Below are 21,521 nucleotides of genomic sequence, written 5' to 3' on the forward strand. Positions count from 1 at the left end.
GCATCTGTTTTGTCTTCTAACTGAAAAAACGTTTTCAAGTGTGCTCGTGCTAAGATATTCCTGCAGACAAAATTCTTACACAGTTGTAAGGTAGACTGCTTAACCAAACACTTAATGATTTCATCATATAACTTACGGACGCAACACACTACATTTAAACGGAGGAATTCTTAACATGAAACGTTTTCTAGCATCGATCGCGACGGCAGCCTTAGTGGTTTCAGGTTTTACATCAGTGGGTACAGGTAAAGTTGAAGCAGCGACAGTCACGAAAGTCAAGATCACGGACAACGGTCTTCGTGTTCGGACAGCACCTTCTACGAAAGCAAGCATCGTCGGGAAAGTCAACGCTGGTCAAGTCTTTACATACAAAGGCAAATCAGGCAGCTGGACAAAAATCTCATACGGCGGTAAAACACGCTATGTCTACTCACAGTACACAAAGACATACAAATCATCTTCTAGCGCTAAAAAATCAACAAGCTCTTCTTCTAAACGGACGAAAATCCTGAACGAAGCAGCAAAACATAAAGGTACACCTTATGTATGGGGCGGAACAACGACTCGTGGATTCGACTGCTCTGGTTTCACAAGCTACGTGTACAAGAAAGCGGCTGGTAAAACATTGCCACGTACGTCTTCTTCACAATATTCTTCTTCTAAGAAAGTTAGCGTTTCAAAAGTACAACCAGGAGATCTTGTCTTTTTCTCACACGGTAGCGGCATTCAGCACGTTGGGATCGCAACAAGCAAGTCAAGCATGGTCAACTCAGAAACAGGTGGCGTTAAATACTCAAGCTTCAAATCAGGGTACTGGGGTTCACGCCTTGTCGGCGCAGGATCTTACCTTTAATTCATCATCTCAAAGCGGTTGAGCATTGGCTCGATCGCTTTTTTTCATCTCATTCATAAGGAGGAAATAGGATGCATGTCTTAATTACAGGTGCTTCAAGAGGTCTCGGTCGTGAATTCGCTTATCTCCATGCTCGTCAAGGGGATCACGTTCTGCTCGTCGGACGTGATGCTACGGCACTCTTCGAAACGAAATTCCATGTCGAGCGACTCGGTGGAACAGCAACCGTCTTCCCTTACGATTTAACGCAGTATACGCATCGATTGGCACTGTTTCGGGCAACGGAACAGATTCCGGTCGATTGCGTCATCAATAACGCTGGAATAGGTGTCTTCGGTTCTTTCCTTGAGACCTCGTTTAAAGATGAGTCCAATATGATTGCCTTGAACATCGAGGCATTAACACATGTGACGAAGGTCTATGCCTCACGCATGAAGGCACACGGAATCAAAGGACGCATCGTCCATCTCGCATCAACGGCTGCATTCGAAGGCGGTCCATGGCTCAGTGTCTACTACGCGACGAAAGCCTATGTCCTTCATTTCTCGGAAGGCTTGACGGAAGAGCTCGCACCAGACGGGATTCAAGTGAGCGTCGTCTGTCCGGGTGCGACACATACCGGATTTGAATCGGCAGCAAACCTCGAACAATCACGCTTGTTCTTGCGACCTGGTGTCATGGATGCCCCGACGGTCGCGCGTATCGCCTACCGCGGCTATATGAAGGGAAAAACGTTCATCGTGCCTGGCTTCGGGAATGCCTGGTATATCTTTTCGACGCGTTTTCTACCGCGTCGGTACGTCACCCGACAAGCAGGAGAAGTCCAGCGTCCGCGGTGATAGTTATAATGTTCATTATTTCAATATTTATGACGTTCATCCTCAACTCCTACAGGAAAAGGAAACGGGTTCAACGTTTCCGTCAGGGTAAGGTAAGACCCGGCATTCCGCACAAGTTGCGGGATGTCGCGGCTTACCTCCCGCCTGAGGAAAGTGAGGATATGAACGTTATCAGTTTTAAACATCATCAAAAAAGAGTTGGCATTCCGGAAATCATCCGCAACGCCAACTCTTTTTATATGGATTCAGACGTCCTGTTTGAGGAGTCGTCCTGTTTTACTTAATGACAAGCTTCGGTTTCTTTTTGAACGAGTGGATACCCTCGACAAAACGAACCGTTCCTGATTTCGCACGCATGACGACAGAGTGTGTCTGACCACCTTGCGCCGTGAACTGAACACCCTTCATCAATTCGCTGTCCGTGACGCCTGTTGCAGCAAAGATACAGTCATCTCCTGCAACGAGATCATCCATCATGAGAATCTTCGACGGATCTTCGATGCCCATCTTCTTACAACGCTCGATCTCAGCATCGTCTGCCGGTAACAAGCGTCCTTGGAGTTCACCACCGAGACATTTCAAAGCAACGGCAGCAAGAACGCCTTCCGGTGCACCGCCTGAACCGAGCAAGATATCAATCCCTGTATGCGGGAACGCCGTGTTGATCGCACCAGCAACGTCACCGTCACCAATCAAGCGAATCCGTGCCCCTGTTGCCCGAATCCGTTGAATGATCTCTTCGTGACGTTCACGATCCAGAATCGAGACGACGACGTCTTCGATTTCTTTGTTCTTCGCCTTCGCTACGGCTGCGATGTTTTCTTCGATCGTCGCATCCAGACTGATGTGTCCTGCCGCTTCCGGACCAACTGCGATCTTATCCATGTACATGTCCGGTGCATGAAGTAAATCTCCTGCATCCGCGACCGCGAGGACAGCAAGCGCGCCCCATGTTCCTTTTGCGACGATGTTCGTTCCTTCAAGCGGATCGACGGCGACGTCGAGTCGTGGTCCATACCCATTTCCTAGCTTTTCTCCAATGTAAAGCATCGGTGCTTCATCCATCTCGCCTTCCCCGATGACGACGGTTCCTTTCATCGGAATCGTATCGAAGACATCACGCATTGCGCTTGTTGCCGCATCATCCGCTTCGTTCTTCAATCCTTTTCCCATCCAACGCGCAGAGGCAAGCGCTGCTGCCTCCGTGACGCGTACAAGTTCCATTGATAGACTTCTCTCCATGTGTATGTCCCCTCTCCCTTGTTACAAATCGGTCAAATCGTTTCACGCCATACGAGGGCGCCTAGTTCCTTCAACTTCTGATCAAATCGTTCGTAACTCTGGTCAAGCACTTCTGCATGGTGCAACGTCGTCTCCCCTGAAGCGAGAAGTCCCGCCAAGACAAGTGCTGCGCCACCGCGTGGGTCCGGTGCCTCGATTTCCGTACCAAGTAAGGTTTCTCCACCACGAATGATGATTGAGGCATCTTCATGCGTGATTCGAGCATTCAAGCGTCGTAACTCCTGCACATGCCGGAAACGTTGCGGGTACAACTTATCGACGACGATACTCGCTCCCTTCGCTTGCAACAACGCTGCCGAGATGACAGGTTGTAGATCGCTCGGGAATCCACCGTAGTGGAAGACACGAATATCGACCGGCTTCGCCTCCTGAATCGTCGCCGTGACGGAATCATCCGTTGCTTCGATCAACGCACCGTACCGTTCGAGTTTTTGGATGACGCTCTCGAGATGAAGCGGAATGACGTTATCGACGGTGACGCGTCCAAGTGCCGCCCCCATCGTCAAGAACGTTCCTGCCTCCATTCGGTCCGGAATCAAGGTATGCCGGCAACCACTTAGTTGCGATACGCCCTTGATTCGAATCTCGTCCGTTCCTGCCCCTTTGACGCTTGCCCCCATGTTCGTCAACATCGTACTGACGTCGATGACTTCTGGATCATAGGCAGCGTTTTCGATGACAGTCGTTCCTTCAGCGAAGACAGCGACGAGTAACGCACTGATCGTCGCTCCGAAAGACGGGAGATCGAGGTAAATCCGGTTGCCGACGAGACGATCGACGCGCATGTAATGGACGCCTTGCTCGTTACGTACAGAAACACCGAGACGCTCTAGTGCTTTGATGTGTAAATCGATCGGTCGTGGTCCGATGGCATAACCTCCAGGCAGACCGACGACTCCTTGTTTGAATCTGGCTGCCAGAACGCTCATGAGGTAGATCGATCCGCGTAACTTGCGCGTCTCCGCACCAGTCAACGGCATCGATTCGACCCGACTTGGATCAATCGTCACCATATCGCCTTGACGTGTCACGACCGCGCCGAGCGTCTCCAAAATCTCGATCATCGTCGCGACGTCGCCAATCTCCGGCACGCCTTCAAGAACGACCGTCTGATCCGTCAGGAGGGCTGCAGCAAGACACGGGATGGCGCTTTGCTTCGAACCACTGATTGATACGGTTCCTTCTAGGCGTTGTTGCCCTACGATATGCAAAATGTCCACGTTCCATCAACCTTTCTCTTCGCTACGATTATTGCTGCGTTTTTTCCCAGTCCGCGAGGAACTTTTCAATTCCTTGCGTCGTGAGTGGGTGGTGTGTGAGTGACTCGATGACCGAGAATGGGATCGTCGCGATGTCTGCGCCCGCAAGAGCAGCGTTCGTGACGTGAACCGGATTCCGGACCGACGCTGCGATGATTTGTGTCGGAATATCATGTACGACGAAAATTTGAGCAATCGTCTCGACGAGCCCCATTCCATCTTGTCCGATATCATCTAGACGACCGAGGAATGGTGATACGTATGTCGCACCAGCACGGGCTGCGAGTAATGCTTGGTTCGGGTTGAAGATCAATGTGACGTTCGTCGTGATCTTCTCTTTTGAAAGTGCTGCGACCGCCTCGAGTCCGGCCGGAGTCATTGGAACCTTAACCGTAATGTTCGGTGCGATCTGGGCAAGTTCCTTCCCTTCACGAATCATTCCTTCTGCATCAAGCGCGATGACTTCAGCGCTGACAGAGACGTCCCCGACGATTTCACAAATTTCACGAAGTCGTGTATGGAAATCGACGCCTTCCTTAGCGACGAGCGACGGATTCGTCGTGACACCATCTAAAATCCCCATTTTATGTGCTTTCTTGATGTCCTCTACGTTTGCTGTGTCAATGAAAAATCTCATCTTTCTCGTTCCCCTTTCATCCCTTGAAATCGCTTACGACTCTATTATAGGTTTTTTTCACGAGAAGTCCTACTGTTTTCCATTGAAGAGACTTTGACATGATATGAAAAAAGCACGGTAGACCGAAGTCTACCGCACTTTAAAGAGGAGTCGATTAAGCTTTGTTGCTTGAACCGAACTCACGCATCTTACCGATGACAGTTTGTTTGATTGCTTCACGACCTGGTGCGATGAATACGCGTGGGTCATATGCTTCTGGTTTCTCAGCTAACACTTCACGAACGACTTTCGCGAATGAGATTTGGTTCTCTGTGTTAACGTTGATTTTTGAAGTTCCGAGTGAGATCGCTTTTTCGATGTCGTGTGTCGGAATTCCAGTTCCACCGTGAAGAACGAGTGGGAGGTTTGTAGCGTCACGGATTTCTTCCATCTCTTTGAATCCGAGGTTTGGTTCACCTTTGTATGGTCCGTGAACAGAACCGAGTGCAGGAGCAAGCGTGTCGATTCCAGTTTCTTTGACGATGCGTACACACTCGTCAAGTTTCGCGTACATGACATCACCGATGACGTCGTCTTCTTGTCCGCCAACTGTACCAACTTCCGCTTCTACTGAAACGCCTTTAGAGTGAGCGTATTCAACAACTGCTTTAGTTGTTTCGATGTTTGTGTCGATCGGGCTGTGCGAATCATCGATCATGACAGATGTAAATCCAGCGTCGATCGCTTCTTTACATTTTTCAACGCTCGAACCGTGGTCGAGGTGGATTGCAACTGGAACTGTGATTTTCATGTCGTGTACGAGACCTTCAACCATTTTCACGACAGTGTAGAATCCGCCCATGTGGCGTGCTGCACCTTCAGATACTCCAAGGATGACTGGTGACTGCTCTTCTTGAGCCGCACCGAGAATCGCTTGTGTCCACTCGAGGTTGTTGATGTTGAATTGACCTACTGCATACTTACCTTCGAGAGCTTTGTTTAACATGTCTGTCATAGATACTAATGGCATAATGACATCCTCCTCTGTTTTGATCGCTGCTTACACGAACTCGTGCAATTTCAGACTGATTATAACATACTGATTCATCGGAACGTACAGCATTTCGCTCGGTTTTTTGGTTTGTGACGGCGACGTGAAGGATTAACCGCTTACATCGTGAGAAATTTGCACAGTCACTTCTTTTTTTAATTCAAAGATGTCAAATGGCTTTCCGAAGAAGGCGACGACCCCTAATCGTTTCGCTTCTTCCATCGCTTCTTTTTCACCAAGTGCCGTCATTAAAATCGTCCGGACACGTCGTCCGATCCGGTCCTGATGACGCAATACCTCGATCCCGGTCCGCCCCGGCATGTTGACATCCATCAACAATAGATCGTATGCCGCTTCCTGTAAGTAGACGATCGCTTCCTCTCCATCGACGGCGACGTCCGTTTCATACCCTTCTGCCCGGAACAATTGTGCAAGTAAGTTCCGGATTCCCGGCTCATCCTCGACGATCAACAATCTGCCTTTCATCTCTGCCACTCCCCCTCTAGTTATTTCCATTCTACACTAAAGCAAAACTTGCTTTATACTGTCCTTGAGAGAAACATAGAAAGGATGAAGAAAAATGATGAAAATCTTAGCTACACAATTCAACGGAAAATTGCAAACGCTCGCAAAACAGGAAGACGAACTATTCGATGTCGTCCGTCTGCTCGCACAAGCGCTCGTCGGAGAAGGCACGGTCTACGTCGACGCCTACGGCGAATGTGAAGGACTCTATCCGATGCTCTCAGAAGGACCAGACCAGATGAAACGCGTTACGAAGATCAAGGATCGAAAGACCTTGCATGCTGTCGATCGTGTCTTGATCTTCACGCCGGATACGGAGCGCTCGGATCTCCTCGCTTCTCTTGCTCGTTACGACGCATGGCATACGCCTTATGCGATCGTCACACTCAGTGACGTGACGGAAACGCTCGAGCGTTCGATTGCTCCGCTCGCATTGAAGTTCAATAAAGGGCTACTTCCGGCAGAGGACGGTTCACGCCACGGACTGCCGAGTCTTGCCCTTTGCGCGTTCCTCTTGACGCATATCTTGACGCAACTACAAGAGATGACGGAAGAGTGGGATTGACGTTTTTCTTCTATAATATAAAGCTCACTGGATACGTGTCCGCGTCTGACTAAGCTTACGATTTTCATTGAATCAAAGCGAAACCGTTCATGACCGGTATACAAAAAGGAAGCGCCATTCGCGCTTCCTTTTTTTGATCATGCCGAAGCATGTTCTTCTTGTGCTTTTAGTTCTTCACCGTAAGACAGCTGATCCTGCATGCGGACAAACGGTAGATAGATTGCGACCGACATCGCAATCGTCGCCAGCTGGAGCAAGGCACCCTGCCAGCCGCTGATCAAGAAACCAGAGATGACGGGTGGTGTCGTCCATGGTACTTGAAGCGCATTAAATGGTTCGACCCAACCCCAGAGGATCGAGAAGTAGACCATGAAGGATGCAATCGCTGGTACGATGACGAACGGAACGAACATGATCGGGTTGAAGACGATCGGCATCCCGAAGATGACCGGTTCGTTGATGTTGAACAAACTTGGCGCAAGTGATAGCTTCCCGAGCTGCTTCAAGTGAGCCGAGCGGGCAACGATCAACGTCGCAATGATGAAGCCGACCGTAATCCCTGTTCCACCGAGCTTCGTAAAGACATCGAGGAACTGAATCGTAACGATCTTCGCGTTGTCACCGACGACAAGTTCTTTCCCGGAGTCGATGATCGCTTGGTTTTGTAAAGCGTTCGCTGTCAGCAATGGTCCCATGATTCCCATGATGATTGCTGCGCCATGAATCCCACACCACCACATGACAGACATCAAGATCATGATCAGGACTGCTCCTGCGAGCGTATCCGTCAAGTTCTGAATCGGTGCTTGCAAGACGTCGTAGACAACTTCCGTGAACGTCCGGTCAGCGAACGCTTGGAAGACAGCAAACGTGACGACAGACAACGTGATGATTGCAAGTCCCGGAATAAGTGCCGAGAACGAGTTCGAAACGCCCGGTGGTACACCGTCTGGCATCTTAATTCGGATGCCCCGCTTGATGAACTGCGAGTAAATGAACCCGACGACGAGTCCGACGACGATCGAGGCAAGGACCCCTTGTCCGCCCGTCCATACTTTCGGTACGACACCCGTGACGACTTCCCCTGACTTCGACAGAACGGATGATTGTGTGATGATCAAGAAGGCGATGATTCCGAGAATCCCGGCTGGAACCCCTTCGATCTTCTCGTTTTTTACATAGGAGTAGGCAATACCGAAAACACCGATCAATGCGAGGATATCAAACGTTGCACCGACGACCTGTGTGAGCGGTAATGTCCAGTCGGCACCGAATAGGCCCGTCATGAACTTCTCCCAGCCTGGGATTGGTAACGCGAGAATCAGTAGGAATAACGAGCCGATGATTGTCATCGGCATCGTTAAGATGAAGCCGTCCTTGATCGCAAGGACAGGCTTGGCGTTCGCGAATCGTGCGAAGGCAGGAGTGACTTTTTCAAATACGGTTTCTAATCGGTTCATTCCGACTCCTCCTTATAGTTCAGCAGCACGTGTCGCGATGATTTCCTGGTACCAATGGAACGACTGTTTCTTCTTCCGTGCCAAACCATTCGCATGATCGACATAGATGAATCCGTACTGCTTTTTATATCCGTTCAACCAGCTGAGTAGATCGATGACGGACCATGCATAATAACCAGAGACATTGATGCCCTCTTCGACAGCACGCTTGACGGCGCGAAGATGACTTTCGATGTACTCGATTCGTGGTGTATCCATGATTTCTTCGCCGACGATTGGATCCTCGTCACCGAGACCGTTCTCCGTGATGTAGATTTTGATATCGCCGTATCGTGCTTGGAGCATCCGCATTCCTTCCAGGAAGGCATCCGGTGCGATTTCCCAGCCCCACTTCGTGTAGACTTTATCGTCCATTAAGACTGTCTTGTAGACACCATCGAACGACGGGTTCCCAGGACGTCCGGTTGAGTTTTCGCGACCACCTGCCATGACGAGTGCCGAATCATTCTTCATGACACGTTGTGGACAATAGTAGTTCAGTCCGATGAAGTCGTTCAGCGGTGCTGTCCGTTTCAAGAGATCGAGCTCTTCTTCTGTCCATTCCGGCAACAAGCCCTGCTTTTCTAAATCTTTCACGACATATGCTGGGTACTCACCCTTTAAAATCGGATCATAGAACCAGTGTGTCGCGTATTCATTCGCATGTACTTCGGCCTGTTTGTTCTCTGGCGCTTCATCGATGCTGAATGCGGGGTTGAAGACGTGGGTGATCCCGATTTCTCCTTCATATCCCGCTTCCTTGAACGCTTCGACTGCGCGAGCGTGAGCGACGAAGACGTTGTGTGTCGTTTGGAAGTATGCTTTTGCATCGCCTGTGATGCCGGGTGGGTGTGCGCCCGTCAAGTAGCCGAGCGAACAGAAAATGACCGTCTCGTTGAAGGTAATCCAGTTGCGGACACGATCGCCGAACGCTTCGAAACAAGTCTTCGCAAAACGCACGAAGGCATCTGCTGTTTCAGGACTACGCCAGCCGCCTTGTTCTTCAAGGACTTGTGGTAAATCCCAGTGATAGAGTGTCACGAACGGTACGATCCCGTGCTTAAGGCACTCATCGATCACGTTGTTATAGAACTCAAGTCCTTTTTCATTCACTTCACCTGTGCCGTTCGGGAAGATGCGTGGCCATGAGATCGAGAAGCGATACGATTCAAGGCCCATCTCAGCCATCAGACCGATATCTTCTTTGTAACGGTGGTAATGATCGATTGCGACATCCCCGTTCGTCGCTTCAAACGTCTTTCCAGGAATCTTCGAGAAGACATCCCAGTTCGAGACGCCTTTTCCGTCTACGTTCCAAGCACCCTCTACTTGATAAGAAGCAGAAGCAGCGCCGAATAGAAAATCTTTTGGCATTTTCATCATCTTCACCTCTTATTTGTTTGCGAGTTTGATTGCTTGGTCGAGTACTTTCGTTCCGTTCATCATGCCGTAATCAATCGTGTTGATGACATCGATTGGCACACCTTTTGGTTCACAGATCTGTTTTCCTTTCGAAAGAAGGTATTTCACCTGTGGTCCGAGGAGAGCGACGTCAAGCTCATTGACGTACGTTTCCATCTCTGATTCCGGGTATGCTGCGATGTCTGCTTCTAAGCCGCGCTCCGAGGCAACCGCTTTCATTTTTTCTACTAACATACTCGTCGACATACCTGCCGCACAAAAGAGTCCGATTTTCATCATTATTGATCCATTCCCTTCAATTGGTTGATTTCGTTTTGCATGTTCATCATATATCCGAGCATTTCCTTGACGAGGATCGTGTTCATGAGGTGATCCTGCGCGTGTACCATCAGGACGCCAACCGTCGCTGTCTTACCTTGTGCTTCAAGTGTGACGAACTTCGTCTGAATGCTATGCGCATCCTTGAGTGTCGCGTCACCTGCTGCAACAGCCGCTTGTGCCTCTTCGACTTTACCTTCTTGCATCAGTAACATCGCTTGGTGGTAGCTTGCTTTGGCGTCGCCCGACAAGGCGATCAATCCAAAAATATCTTCCGGGGTAATTTCAATCGTTTCAGAAGTCATGCTGTCTCTCCTTTGTTGTATGGATAACTTAAATTCATAGGTACAAATTCTACAGTTCGATAATAGCATGCGCTTTCATAACGTGTAAACCCTTTCTTTTTAAAAAATTTAATTAAAAAAACACACGAAATTTGCTTCGTGTGTTTCTTTCTTATTTAATATTCGAGACCTTCAGCATCTTCACGTGGCGGAAATGATGCGTCGCCCGCGAGACGTCGAAGATTTTCCCATTCGTCAAATAGACCGTATTATCGACGAGTAAGGATGGATCGTTCTCTTTTAATCCAAGCAACTCGGCGTCACTGCTATTCAAGTAATCGGCATAGATGACGCGATCCGCAAATCCGATCGACAGATTTTGATCGTTACGTAAATACGTATAGATCGATTTTTGAACGATGTTCTCATCGAGATACATGACGAGATTTTTTCGGAAATAGGACGCTTCGATCGAAAACGGATGATCATCGACGAGACGCAATCGTTTGACGTAATAGACCGGTGTACCGACTGGACATTTCATGCGTTCCGCGACCTCTTCGTCTGCCTTCGTCTGTTCGAAAGCGAGAACGCGCGTCTCGACCTTCCGTCCACTGAAGTCGCTCGTCAATCCTTGTAGCTTTTCGAGATTAACGTAATCACTCTTATAATGATCGCGGACGAAGACACCGCTCCCTTGTACTTGGTAAACGTATCCTTTATTGACGAGAATCTCGATCGCCTTACGGATCGTATTCCGGCTGACATCGAATTTTTGGGCGTATTCGTCTTCCGTCAACAGTTTATTCGTATGTTGATAGACGTGCTCATTGATCTCGATCTCGATTTGTTCAGCGACATGTTTATACTTCGGAACCAATGATATTCCCCCCTCTATCTAAAATTTGTAGGAATGAATCCGCTACCATTATAGCAGATATGTATTTTGACGATAGGAATAAATGAAAATAAACCCGTCTTCTTGAAGAAGACAGGTTTATTTGGATACGACTTACTCTCCGAGTGATGCTTGGATGAAGTCATGGAAGAGCGCTTGTGGGCGTTCTGGACGTGAGATCAATTCTGGGTGGAATTGACACGCGACGAACCATTTGTGTTCTGGAATTTCAATGATCTCAACGAGACGACCGTCTGGGCTCGTACCTGAGAAGACCATGCCGTTTGCTTCGAACTGCTCACGGAATTCGTTACCGAACTCATAACGGTGACGGTGACGTTCGTAGACGAGCTCGCTTGAATACGCGGCACGTGCTTTCGTTCCGTCTTCGAGTTTACATGGGTAAAGTCCGAGACGGAGCGTACCACCGAGATCCTCGATGTCTTTTTGTTCTGGCAACAAGTCGATGATCGGGTATGGTGTCGCTGGGTCGATTTCCGCTGAGTGTGCGCCTTCAAGGTTAAGGACGTTACGTGCGAATTCGACTGTCGCGAGTTGCATCCCGAGACAGATACCGAAGAACGGTACGTTGTTCTCGCGTGCGAAACGTGTTGCTTCGATTTTCCCTTCGATGCCGCGTTCTCCAAATCCACCAGGAACGAGGATTCCGTCTGCTGAACCAAGCAATTCGTTGACGTTTTCGCGCGTCACGTCTTCTGCGTTGATCCAGTCGATTTCGATGTCACTGTTGAAGGCAAACCCAGCATGTTTCAATGCTTCTGCGACCGAGATGTACGCATCACGCAATTCGACGTATTTCCCGACGAGTGCAATCTTCGTCGTCTTCTCGAGGTGTGTCACTGTGTGGACGAGTTGTTTCCAAGCCGTCATGTCAGCAGCTGGTGTATCGAACTTGAAGTAGTCACAGACGAGTTGGTCCATGCCTTGGCGTTGTAAGTTGAGTGGTACTTCATAGAGTGTCGATGCATCTTGTGCTTCGATGACTGCTTCCGGACGTGTGTCACAGAAGAGAGCGATTTTATCTTTCATCTCTTGTGGGACTGGGTGCTCCGCACGTAAGACGATGATGTCTGGTTGAATACCGTAGCTACGGAGTTCTTTGACACTGTGTTGTGTCGGTTTCGTCTTGAGCTCACCTGCTGCTGCAAGATACGGAACGAGCGTACAGTGAACGTACATGACGTTTTCTTTCCCGATATCGTTTTTCACCTGACGAATGGCTTCGATGAACGGAAGCGATTCGATATCCCCTACTGTTCCACCAATCTCTGTGATGACGACGTCAGCGCCCGTTTCTTTTCCAGCACGGAAGACGCGATCCTTGATTTCGTTCGTGATGTGCGGAATGACTTGGACCGTTCCACCGTTGTAGTCGCCACGGCGTTCCTTCTTGAGGATCGTCGAGTAGATACGTCCAGACGTGACGTTCGCGTTCTGGCTCAAGTTGATGTCGATGAAACGCTCGTAGTGACCAAGGTCAAGGTCTGTCTCTGCGCCATCATCCGTAACGAATACTTCCCCGTGTTGATACGGGCTCATCGTACCTGGGTCGATGTTGATGTACGGGTCGAATTTTTGGATCGTGACATTGAGGCCACGGTTTTTCAAGAGACGAGCGAGCGATGCAGCGGTGATCCCTTTACCGAGTGACGATACGACGCCACCTGTTACGAAAATATACTTTGTCATGTTAAATATTGCTCCCTTCTCTAATTCACATCTCAACAATACAGAGGTGGTAAAAACAAAAAAGCAAAAGTGCCCCCATTGGAATAGGAGACACTTTTGCTGAAATAAGCACGTTGCTTAAAGAAGCCCATGACTAACTTACGTCATTCGGAAAACTTCGTCAAGCCTAATTTTTCAAAGAAAAATTTCCGTGCTCGTTCGTCAGCCGTCAACGAAAAAACTGCCATTTCTATAGGGAAATAGCAGCTGTACAGTTGTGGTTGATCGTGCTTAGACTTCCTCTTCTTCTTCGAAGTCTTCTAAGTCTTCTTCGTCGAGATCATCATCGAGATCATCGATGGCTGCGACTTTCTTGAACGTATCATCGTCTTCGCTGTCGTCAGCTGAATCATAGTCCGCTGTTTTCGCGAATGTATCGAGATCGTCTTCGATCGTCTCGAACTCATCTTCTTCTGCATCATAGTTGAACTCTTCTTCAAACTCATCGAGTTCTCCACGTTGACGCGCTTCGATGACGAGATCCTCATCCGACTTATCGAACGGATACCAAGCGCGGAGTGACCAACGGTTTGCTCCGACGTTGACGAAGTTTCCGTCGATGTTCATGTCTGTATAGAGTTGAGCAAGTTTCTCGAACTTGTCTTCTTCATCTGTAAACGTATGGTACTTTTCGATTTCTGACGTGATGTCATCGAACGTGATTGGCTGTTCGCCAGCTTCTTGCAACATTTCGTTGACGAATTCGATCAGCGAAAGATCAGTAATCTCTTCTTTACTTAAACGGCTGAGGCTCATTGTGACGGCCACTTCCTTTCATTTGCGTTCAATCCATTACTTCTCATTATACGCAAAACGGCTTTTAAAAATCCAGTCTCTATTTAAAAAAAGCTCGAATTGATTCTCGATTCGTGTTTTTCCCACTCTCGAAAAAGGAATATCCAAGGGAGAAGAAGGAGGAATGACAGATGGAGATGACAATCGAACGGGTCAACGATTTTGATGACTTCAACTGGTTACCAATCTTATCAAAGAGTACACAGGAAGGCTATCCCTTCATCGAACGGATGCTACGTGAACGCCGAAATGAAACGTATCGAGAAGACGGAGAAGCAATGTTCGTCGTTTTGTCACTCTCCGGTCACGTCATTGCGTGCGGGGGTTATATGAAACAAACCGACACGAACGACGTCGGTCGGATTCGTCATGTCTATGTCTTACCGGAAATGCGACATCACGGTGTCGGTACGCAACTGCTTGAGAAAATCATACCAGAAGCGCTGTTGACGTATTCCGAGCTCTGGCTCTATACGGACGATGCCAGTACATTTTATGAACGATTCGGTTTTGAGCCGTATACGGCAACCAAAGTGACACATCGACTTTTAAAGCATGCATTCGTCCAACCTTAAGTGTCTTGGATTGACATATCGAGAATCATCGATTAGTTTAAGCGTATGACAAATCAAGTGGATCTATTCAAGGCATTATCGAACGAGGTACGCCTTGATATCTTACGCTGGCTCAAGGATCCCGAGACTCATTTCAATAAGCCGACGGCCCATCTCGCGACGAATCTGTCGGACAAGGGAGGCATTTGCGTCGGAGATATCCAAGAGAAGGCGAACTTATCTCAATCGACCGTCTCCCAATATCTTGCGATGTTGCAAAAAGTCGGATTGCTCGAATCCGAACGTCACGGCAAATGGACGTATTACCGGCGAAATGAAGAAAAAATCCAGGAGCTCGCAGCGTACCTCAAAGGAGAACTTTGATCCGTTCTCCTTGCCTTACATATCGACATTTCTCGATATTTAGATTCGTGAAAGGATGAATTCTGTTGAAAATCGTGTATTACGTACTCGCGTTACTTGCGGGTATCGCTTTAAGTGTCGAAGGAGCCATCTACGGTGAACTCGGGAACTTCGTCGGAAAACTCGAAAGTAGCTTTTATAATTTCTTCGCCGGTACGATCATCATCGGGCTGATCGTCCTCTTCTTCGGAAAAGGTTCACTCGGCTATACATTCCGCGCACCGAAATGGACCTTGCTCGGTGGTCTACTCGGTAGTATCTACTTGACGATCTTGATCATCAGCATCCCGCTCGTCGGTGTCGGTCTCGCCATGATCAGTGTCATCATCGGACAGATGATTGCCAGCATGGTCATCGAACATTACGGCTGGCTCGGTAGTCCGAAACGTCCAATCAATCGTGACAAGCTGACGGCTTCTGCTTTGATGCTCGTTGCCCTATTTCTCATCTTTTAAGGAGGTTCGCTCGTGAATATTCTATTACTCGGTTTTACATTACTCGGCGGCGTGATGCTGAGTGCCCAGTCCTCGATCAACGGTGCCTTCAGTCAAAAGGCAGGGGCTCTGGAGAGTACGTTTCTGACATTCTTCACCGGAATGCTGATTCTCGCACTCGCCATCCTATTCTTTGGTCAAGGAAACGTCTTGCTTTTGCTTGAAGCACCACGTTGGCAACTGAGCGCCGTCTTGTTCGGCGTCAGTTATCTCTTCCTGACGATTCTTGCTGTCCCGCAAATCGGTGTCACGGCAGCTAGTATCGCGACCGTCATCGGTCAACTCGCAGCAGGTATGGTCATTGATCACATCGGTGCGTTCGGTGGCGTCGTCGTTCCGCTCGACGGAAAACGTCTGCTTGGTCTGCTTGCGATGCTTGCTGCGCTTTACTTCGTCTATCGCGGGAACACACGTAAAGACGTGTCCGCTTCATCTGATTCGATAGCATCCTGACGATTATCCTCACGATTCGTTCACGCGCTTTCCTCAGGCGAGACACAAGCCAGTCTCGGCTGTCACAGACAGCCGACCGGGTCTTGTTTGTCTCTGACAGCGCAAAATCTTGCGCTTTTTCCTGTAGGAGTTGCGTGAACAACGTGAGTCCTGCTGTTTCTCATGATCTATCAAAATAGAACATAAAAAAACCGAAATGCTGAAGTATATTCACTTCAGCATTTCGGTTTTTTCGTGTCGAACGATCCGTTGATGAACGTGCAAGACGAAGACTCCTGCGGGAAAAGCGGAATGGGTGAGACCCCGTAGGCGCGAATGCGGCGAGGAGGCTCGCCTTCCGCCCGCGGAAAGCGAAGTCTTGCACGAGAATCAACACTTGTGTTTTATAAATACCTTATTGCCCCAGCTGTTGTCTCTTAAGTAAGCGCAACGCTTCCGTCGCAAGACGATGATCTGCTTCCTGCGATAGACCGGAAACGGTAATCGTACCAACGACACCGACTCCTTCGATCCGGATCGGGAACGATCCGCCGGCATCGGCATAATCAGATGGCGAGACCGCATACATCGAGTGGTACGAGCGATGTTTACTCTCATTATACCGACGCATATAGAGCGAGCTATAGCCATGCCGTAAGACAACGTTCGATTTCCGGCGGATCCACTCTTCCTGATCTGGCGCCGTACCGTCGAGCGCCGCGTAATATAAACGCTGCCCGTTCCGTTTGATTTCAACGGCGATCGATAAGTTCTCCTTCATCGCCCGTCCGATCAATTCATGTCCCATCCCAATCGCTTCCGTATTCGTCAAGGACGTCAAGACGAGTTCGTCCTCTTCCGCTAGCAACACCTTCAATTCTTCCATGCATCCCATTCCTTTCGTAAGAGGCGTCGTCCTTCATCACTGCTGATGCGCACTGCTTCGATCAAACGCATCGTTTTTTCCGCATCGCGTAAATCGACAGGTACTCGTCCCCCGCGAAGTCCTTCCGCCAACTGTTCATAAAACGTCGCATAACTGCCTGGAAGTGTCGCGAGACGCTCGACGGGCTGATCAGCGATTTGAAGGTAACCGTAGGAATCTACTTCATCTTCACCAAGCTGTTCGTCCACCAGATGACCTTTCGCAAGCCGTCCTTCTTGCGGGTCCATTCCGTATTTAATGTAACTGCCGCGTGTCGCATGAAACTCGAAACGCGGTGTTGGTCCTTGGATGAAGGACGTTGAGCGGAGAATGACACGACGCGTCCCGTAATGTAGCGTGATATGGAAACCATCATCGACGACAGCACCGTCACGTTGCAGGTAAACGTCGCCCATGAGTGCATCCGGTTCTCCGAATAAGGCAAGTGCTTGATCGAGTAAGTGTGAGCCGAGATCAAACAGGATGCCGGCGCCACTTCCCGCTTGTTCCCGCCAGCGTTCCCGAACGACCGGACGATAGCGATCAAAGCGTGATTCGATGATTTGCCAGTCGCCAATCTCGTTCATTTCCATCAATTGTTCAAGTGTCAGGAAGTCACCGTCAAAACGACGGTTTTGATAGATGGCGACCTGCACCCCGTGTTGTTCCGCTAACGTTTGCAGCGCCAGTGCTTCTTCGATCGTCACGACGGCCGGCTTTTCGAGTAGGACGTGCTTCTTTGCTTCAATTGCTTGTTTTGCCATTTCGAAATGGAGTGCCGTTGGTGTCGTGATGATGACGAGTTCCGTGTTCTCATCCTGCAAGGCTTCAGCAAGTGTCGCGACGACCGTCGCCTTACTGAAATGTTGTGCTACCTGTTCCGGTCGACTGGAGACGACTTGCGTCACTTCAAATGCCGGTAATGCCTGTAAGAACGGAACGTGGAACGTCACCGCTGAAAAGCCGAATCCGACGAGCGTCGTTTGAATCGGGTTCATGTTGTTTCCTCCTCTGTCACGTCGAAATCGACATGATAATGATCTAGTCGTTCTTGCCACGTTGCGTCTGGTACTTGATCCGTAACGAGTACATCGATTTGCTCCCAGTCACAGACCTTATGCAAAAACCGCTTATTGAATTTCGTATGGTCTGCGAGGACGATTACACGGGTCGCACTTCGAATCATCGCTTTCTTTACGACCGCTTCTTCGAGTTGTTCCGCAAAAAGTCCTTCTTCCGTCAATCCACATGCTCCAAGAAAAACACAATCGACTTGATAATTCAGGATGTCGTCTGCCGTCTTGATCCCACTCAAGCTGCGCGCATGCCGGTCGAAACGTCCTCCCGTGACGTACAGCTCAATATCCATGCGAGCTCCGACATAGTCTGCGATATCGAGGGAGTTCGTGATGACTTGTAGTGGATATGGCGGAAGTGCTCGTGCCATCTCAGATACCGTCGTTGCAGCATCGAGCAATAAGCGATCGTTCGCTTGGACGTGACGCGCTGCACGCTGTCCGATCCGCCGTTTTTCCGGTTTCTCTGTCCGCTGTTCATATGCAAGCGTTCCACCAGCACGGACTAATCCATTCTTAACGCGAATGATCTCCCCTTCTTGTTCGAGGACGATGACGTCACGACGTGCAGTATCTCGTGAAATCTGATACTCCTGCATCAATTGATCGAGCGAAATTTCAGGACTCGTCTTGATCCATTCCCGCATCTGTTGCAACCGTTCGATTTGCCCCATCGATTCCTGCCTCCTTTTTCTTTATATTAAGTTTTTTCATTACAATATGCAATTTTAATGCAAATAGTTCAACAGTAATTCGGGTAAATAATAGAAGACAACTACTTTCAGAACGGAGGAATTGATATGCAAACGATGTTGATCACGGGTGCTTCTTCCGGTATCGGTCTTGCAACGGCGCGGCGATTCGCAGACGCCGGATGGTTCGTCTACGCTGGTGTCCGGAGTCCAGACGAAATGACCGTGTCGTTACCAACGCTTACCTTCTTGCCGCTCGATGTGACGGATGAAACAAGCGTGAAAGCAGCCGTTCGTCAAATTGAACAAGAAGTCGATCATCTCGACGTCGTGTTCTGTAATGCCGGTCATGGTTTGCTGCGCGCACTCGGTCAAGCGACGAGTTATGAAATCAAGCAACTCTTCGAAACGAACGTCTTCGGTGTCATCCGAACGATCGAAGCTTGTCTCCCCTTACTCAAACAAGCACCGGACGGTAGTCACTTACTTGCGACTTCAAGCGTCAGTGGTCTCGTCGGTCAACCGATGAATGAACTGTATTGTGCCAGTAAGTTTGCGATCGAAGGGCTGTTCGAAAGTCTTGCGACCTACTATAAACCGTACTTCAACATCGACGTCACCCTGATTGAACCAGCCGCCGTCGAGACGAACTTTACCGCAACTGTTCTCGATCAACTTGAACGGACGGGTGGCTTACACGAAGACGACTTCAAACCGATCATCACAGCTTATTTGCAGACGTACCGGACGCGACATGCCGATCGCCAATCGGCAGAAGCTCTGGCTGAGGTGATCTTCGAGGTCGTCCACCGTGACGAACGTCCGTTACGAATCCGGACGACGGAAGCCGATGAACATTTCGTCGCCCATAAGACGCATCACGATCCGTCAGGTCTCGAAGGGATCGCCAAAATACGACGACTAACATTAAATCTCGACTGATTTCCCTTTTTTTGAAATTTCAATCCGCCTAAGCAATCTTCGCCCACTATACTGAGACTATCTACCTAAAAATTATCTAGAAGGGCGGAACGCCATGCCATCCTTGTTTCTTTTTACGATCGTCTATCTGATTCCGACCTTCATCATGTTCTACATGTCGATTGATATATTTTTACGCAATCCATCACGTCCGCAACACCGACTGCTTAGCTTATTCACGTTCGCTTACGGGATGTTGTTCCTTGGTGAATTTTTCCGGAATGCCTCCCCGATCGAGTTTAGTCCGGCATTCGTGACCTACTGGTTCGGAAATGCGGGTCTGATCGTCTTCAGTACATCGCTTCACTTCATCTTTCGCGTCTCGAATTTGTGGAAACGAATGCCACGTTTACTGTACCCATGGATCTTCTATCTGCCGATGGGCGTCGTGCTGACGACATACGTCTTCCAGACGAACGTCATCAACAGTCAGCAATTCACACAGGTCGGACAGTTCATCTACCCTGAATTCAACACACAATATCTAGTGACGATGACGGTCGGGAACATCTTCCATCTTCTTGTCATCGGTCTGCTCGTGTACGCACGGACACACTTGAAAGATGCACGTCGTGGCATCATCAACGTCTTACTCAGTGTCGCGATTCTCGTTCTCGCGTGGGATATCGTCTTCGGCTACTGGTCGTTCTACGGCATCATGCCACCGTATGCCTATATGTATGGCGGTTTGTTCTGGGCAGGAGCACTGGCGATCGCAATGCGCCGATTCGATTATCTCGCGTCCTATCAGAAGCGTTTCGCGACGCTCTACAATTTGAATCCTTCGGCAATCCTGCTACTCGACCGGGACGGACGAATCGAGAGCGCCAACCCAGCCGCTCATCGGCTGTTCGAGACCGATGACTTAACGGCATGTACGTTTTCGACCTACTTGCCGGATAAAAAACAAGCCGATTGGTCGCTGCATTATATGACGCACTTTTTATCACAGCGGAAGTTCAACGAATTCGAGACGAAGATTTTGACAGCACAACAACAAGAACGCTACGTCGTCATGGATGCCGACTTCGTCTTCATCGAACAAGAGCTGCACGGGATGCTGTTGATTCGTGATATCCAGTCCTTCAAGGAAGCGGAGCAGACGATTCGTTTCTTCGCCTACCACGATCCGTTGACGAAGATTGCGAATCGCCGGAGCTTTTACGAACGAGCGGCACAAGAGTTACTCGAGCTTGATCATATCGCGATCATCGTCGTTGATCTCGACGGTTTCAAAGCCATCAACGATACGTATGGACATCAAATCGGTGACGCCTTCTTGATTCATATCGCTCGTCTACTTGAACATCATGCGGAACAGAATGGGTTCGCCGCCCGTGTCGGTGGCGACGAATTCTTCTTACTCTATCGTCATCCGTCTGTCGCTACGCTCCATGCCTATGCCGCGAATTTGTTGACGTACTTGCAAGACAACCCTTACCGGTTCGCTGAAGAAACCATTGAAATTCGAACGAGCATCGGACTTAGCTACTCACCCAATCATGGCGTCGATCTCGACACGCTGATTCAGCATGCTGACCAAGCGATGTATCGCGTCAAACATGCCGGAAAGAACGATTATTTCATTCATGATACGATGGACTCGACGCAACGATCCTAAAGGAGAGATTCCATGATTTCTGTACTGACGATTTTTTCACGTTTATTCAAGGGATTGCGCCGCGCCTTTCACTTATCTTACTTTCGTGGTCTATTGATTCTCTGCCTGTTGACGCTCGTCTCTGGAACGATTTTCTATAGCACGGAAGAAAACCTATCGATGGTGGATGCACTTTACTTTTGTATCACGACACTAAGTACGGTTGGGCATCCAACATTCGTTCCGACGACGACGCTCGGTAAGGTCTTTACGATGGCATATATCACGATCGGCTGCGGGCTGTTCTTAACACTGATTGCCACGTTATCGTATGTCCTGATTAAACAACCGGAGGATGAATAAGGGGGA

The 21,521-nt window shown here is 49.1% G+C and carries 25 protein-coding genes; 10 read left to right on the forward strand and 15 right to left on the reverse strand.

Annotation, left to right across the window (positions count from 1 at the left end):
- Window positions 1-175 precede the first annotated feature (175 nt).
- Window positions 176-853 carry a C40 family peptidase gene (locus KNQ03_RS07855; protein WP_058704154.1) on the forward strand — a complete coding sequence of 226 codons (678 nt, stop codon included), beginning with the start codon at window positions 176-178 and terminating at the stop codon, window positions 851-853.
- Between the two features lie 71 nt (window positions 854-924).
- Window positions 925-1,692 carry an SDR family NAD(P)-dependent oxidoreductase gene (locus tag KNQ03_RS07860; RefSeq protein WP_214724193.1) on the forward strand — a complete coding sequence of 256 codons (768 nt, stop codon included), beginning with the start codon at window positions 925-927 and terminating at the stop codon, window positions 1,690-1,692.
- A gap of 276 nt (window positions 1,693-1,968) precedes the next feature.
- Here KNQ03_RS07860 and glpX read toward each other — a convergent pair whose 3' ends face one another.
- From glpX to KNQ03_RS07885, 5 genes are all read right to left on the reverse strand, one after another.
- Window positions 1,969-2,934 (reverse strand): class II fructose-bisphosphatase, encoded by a 966-nt coding sequence (glpX, locus tag KNQ03_RS07865; RefSeq protein ID WP_035410722.1) that lies wholly within the window; start codon window positions 2,932-2,934, stop codon window positions 1,969-1,971.
- A 32-nt stretch (window positions 2,935-2,966) separates the two neighbouring features.
- On the reverse strand, window positions 2,967-4,214 hold the full coding sequence (gene murA / locus KNQ03_RS07870; RefSeq protein ID WP_214724195.1) for a UDP-N-acetylglucosamine 1-carboxyvinyltransferase: 1,248 nt from the start codon (window positions 4,212-4,214) through the stop codon (window positions 2,967-2,969).
- Between the two features lie 28 nt (window positions 4,215-4,242).
- Entirely contained in the window at window positions 4,243-4,890 is a 648-nt protein-coding gene (fsa, locus tag KNQ03_RS07875; protein WP_023469552.1) for a fructose-6-phosphate aldolase, read from the reverse strand.
- Between the two features lie 154 nt (window positions 4,891-5,044).
- The gene (gene fba / locus KNQ03_RS07880) at window positions 5,045-5,899 is read right to left on the reverse strand and encodes a class II fructose-1,6-bisphosphate aldolase (protein WP_023469553.1); all 855 of its coding nucleotides are present in this window, start codon (window positions 5,897-5,899) and stop codon (window positions 5,045-5,047) included.
- Window positions 5,900-6,031: 132 nt separating this feature from the next.
- Complete coding sequence (locus KNQ03_RS07885) at window positions 6,032-6,406, reverse strand: response regulator (RefSeq protein WP_029342784.1); 375 nt, start codon at window positions 6,404-6,406, stop codon at window positions 6,032-6,034.
- Between the two features lie 94 nt (window positions 6,407-6,500).
- Between KNQ03_RS07885 and KNQ03_RS07890 the strand changes: the two genes are divergently transcribed.
- Complete coding sequence (locus KNQ03_RS07890) at window positions 6,501-7,010, forward strand: DUF2529 family protein (RefSeq protein WP_035395788.1); 510 nt, start codon at window positions 6,501-6,503, stop codon at window positions 7,008-7,010.
- A gap of 137 nt (window positions 7,011-7,147) precedes the next feature.
- Here KNQ03_RS07890 and KNQ03_RS07895 read toward each other — a convergent pair whose 3' ends face one another.
- The 7 genes from KNQ03_RS07895 to rpoE all read right to left on the reverse strand — a co-directional run bounded on the left by KNQ03_RS07895 (window position 7,148) and on the right by rpoE (window position 13,936).
- Window positions 7,148-8,470 (reverse strand): PTS sugar transporter subunit IIC, encoded by a 1,323-nt coding sequence (locus KNQ03_RS07895; RefSeq protein ID WP_023469556.1) that lies wholly within the window; start codon window positions 8,468-8,470, stop codon window positions 7,148-7,150.
- A 12-nt stretch (window positions 8,471-8,482) separates the two neighbouring features.
- Complete coding sequence (locus tag KNQ03_RS07900; protein WP_214724197.1) at window positions 8,483-9,889, reverse strand: GH1 family beta-glucosidase; 1,407 nt, start codon at window positions 9,887-9,889, stop codon at window positions 8,483-8,485.
- A 12-nt stretch (window positions 9,890-9,901) separates the two neighbouring features.
- Complete coding sequence (locus tag KNQ03_RS07905; RefSeq protein ID WP_055969344.1) at window positions 9,902-10,210, reverse strand: PTS sugar transporter subunit IIB; 309 nt, start codon at window positions 10,208-10,210, stop codon at window positions 9,902-9,904.
- Complete coding sequence (locus tag KNQ03_RS07910; protein ID WP_035395779.1) at window positions 10,210-10,554, reverse strand: PTS lactose/cellobiose transporter subunit IIA; 345 nt, start codon at window positions 10,552-10,554, stop codon at window positions 10,210-10,212. The genes KNQ03_RS07905 and KNQ03_RS07910 overlap by 1 nt, the downstream gene beginning before the upstream one ends.
- A 151-nt stretch (window positions 10,555-10,705) precedes the next feature.
- Window positions 10,706-11,413: a GntR family transcriptional regulator gene (locus KNQ03_RS07915; protein ID WP_214724199.1), complete on the reverse strand. Its 708-nt coding sequence runs from the start codon at window positions 11,411-11,413 to the stop codon at window positions 10,706-10,708.
- Between the two features lie 132 nt (window positions 11,414-11,545).
- Window positions 11,546-13,141, reverse strand: coding sequence for a CTP synthase (locus KNQ03_RS07920; RefSeq protein ID WP_023469561.1), 1,596 nt, complete (start codon window positions 13,139-13,141; stop codon window positions 11,546-11,548).
- A gap of 270 nt (window positions 13,142-13,411) precedes the next feature.
- Complete coding sequence (gene rpoE, locus KNQ03_RS07925; protein ID WP_023469562.1) at window positions 13,412-13,936, reverse strand: DNA-directed RNA polymerase subunit delta; 525 nt, start codon at window positions 13,934-13,936, stop codon at window positions 13,412-13,414.
- Window positions 13,937-14,106: 170 nt separating this feature from the next.
- On the opposite strand from rpoE, the gene KNQ03_RS07930 reads away from it, so the two are divergent.
- From KNQ03_RS07930 to KNQ03_RS07945, 4 genes are all read left to right on the forward strand, one after another.
- Window positions 14,107-14,550, forward strand: coding sequence for a GNAT family N-acetyltransferase (locus KNQ03_RS07930; protein ID WP_058264510.1), 444 nt, complete (start codon window positions 14,107-14,109; stop codon window positions 14,548-14,550).
- Between the two features lie 45 nt (window positions 14,551-14,595).
- Window positions 14,596-14,913, forward strand: a complete 318-nt coding sequence (locus tag KNQ03_RS07935; protein ID WP_023469564.1) for an ArsR/SmtB family transcription factor — start codon at window positions 14,596-14,598, stop codon at window positions 14,911-14,913.
- A gap of 65 nt (window positions 14,914-14,978) precedes the next feature.
- Window positions 14,979-15,407 (forward strand): DMT family transporter, encoded by a 429-nt coding sequence (locus KNQ03_RS07940; RefSeq protein ID WP_023469565.1) that lies wholly within the window; start codon window positions 14,979-14,981, stop codon window positions 15,405-15,407.
- A 12-nt stretch (window positions 15,408-15,419) separates the two neighbouring features.
- Window positions 15,420-15,899 carry a DMT family transporter gene (locus tag KNQ03_RS07945; RefSeq protein WP_214724201.1) on the forward strand — a complete coding sequence of 160 codons (480 nt, stop codon included), beginning with the start codon at window positions 15,420-15,422 and terminating at the stop codon, window positions 15,897-15,899.
- A 394-nt stretch (window positions 15,900-16,293) separates the two neighbouring features.
- Here KNQ03_RS07945 and KNQ03_RS07950 read toward each other — a convergent pair whose 3' ends face one another.
- From KNQ03_RS07950 to KNQ03_RS07960, 3 genes are read right to left on the reverse strand one after another with little or no spacing between them, the layout of a single operon-like run.
- On the reverse strand, window positions 16,294-16,764 hold the full coding sequence (locus KNQ03_RS07950) for a heme-degrading domain-containing protein (RefSeq protein ID WP_075643040.1): 471 nt from the start codon (window positions 16,762-16,764) through the stop codon (window positions 16,294-16,296).
- A complete protein-coding gene (locus KNQ03_RS07955) occupies window positions 16,752-17,801 on the reverse strand; it encodes a Gfo/Idh/MocA family oxidoreductase (protein WP_214724203.1) in 1,050 nt (349 codons plus the stop codon). The genes KNQ03_RS07950 and KNQ03_RS07955 overlap by 13 nt, the downstream gene beginning before the upstream one ends.
- Entirely contained in the window at window positions 17,798-18,553 is a 756-nt protein-coding gene (locus KNQ03_RS07960) for a DeoR/GlpR family DNA-binding transcription regulator (RefSeq protein ID WP_214724205.1), read from the reverse strand. The genes KNQ03_RS07955 and KNQ03_RS07960 overlap by 4 nt, the downstream gene beginning before the upstream one ends.
- A 126-nt stretch (window positions 18,554-18,679) precedes the next feature.
- Here KNQ03_RS07960 and KNQ03_RS07965 point away from each other — a divergent pair, with 126 nt between their 5' ends.
- The 3 genes from KNQ03_RS07965 (at window position 18,680) to KNQ03_RS07975 (ending at window position 21,515) form a co-directional block, all read left to right on the forward strand.
- Window positions 18,680-19,513 carry an SDR family oxidoreductase gene (locus KNQ03_RS07965; RefSeq protein ID WP_023469570.1) on the forward strand — a complete coding sequence of 278 codons (834 nt, stop codon included), beginning with the start codon at window positions 18,680-18,682 and terminating at the stop codon, window positions 19,511-19,513.
- Between the two features lie 94 nt (window positions 19,514-19,607).
- Window positions 19,608-21,173 (forward strand): sensor domain-containing diguanylate cyclase, encoded by a 1,566-nt coding sequence (locus KNQ03_RS07970; RefSeq protein WP_214724207.1) that lies wholly within the window; start codon window positions 19,608-19,610, stop codon window positions 21,171-21,173.
- Window positions 21,174-21,185: 12 nt separating this feature from the next.
- A complete protein-coding gene (locus tag KNQ03_RS07975; protein ID WP_047394390.1) occupies window positions 21,186-21,515 on the forward strand; it encodes a potassium channel family protein in 330 nt (109 codons plus the stop codon).
- Window positions 21,516-21,521 lie beyond the last annotated feature (6 nt).

The organism is Exiguobacterium sp. s143 (genome assembly GCF_018618895.1).
Lineage (GTDB): Bacteria > Bacillota > Bacilli > Exiguobacteriales > Exiguobacteriaceae > Exiguobacterium_A > Exiguobacterium_A abrahamii.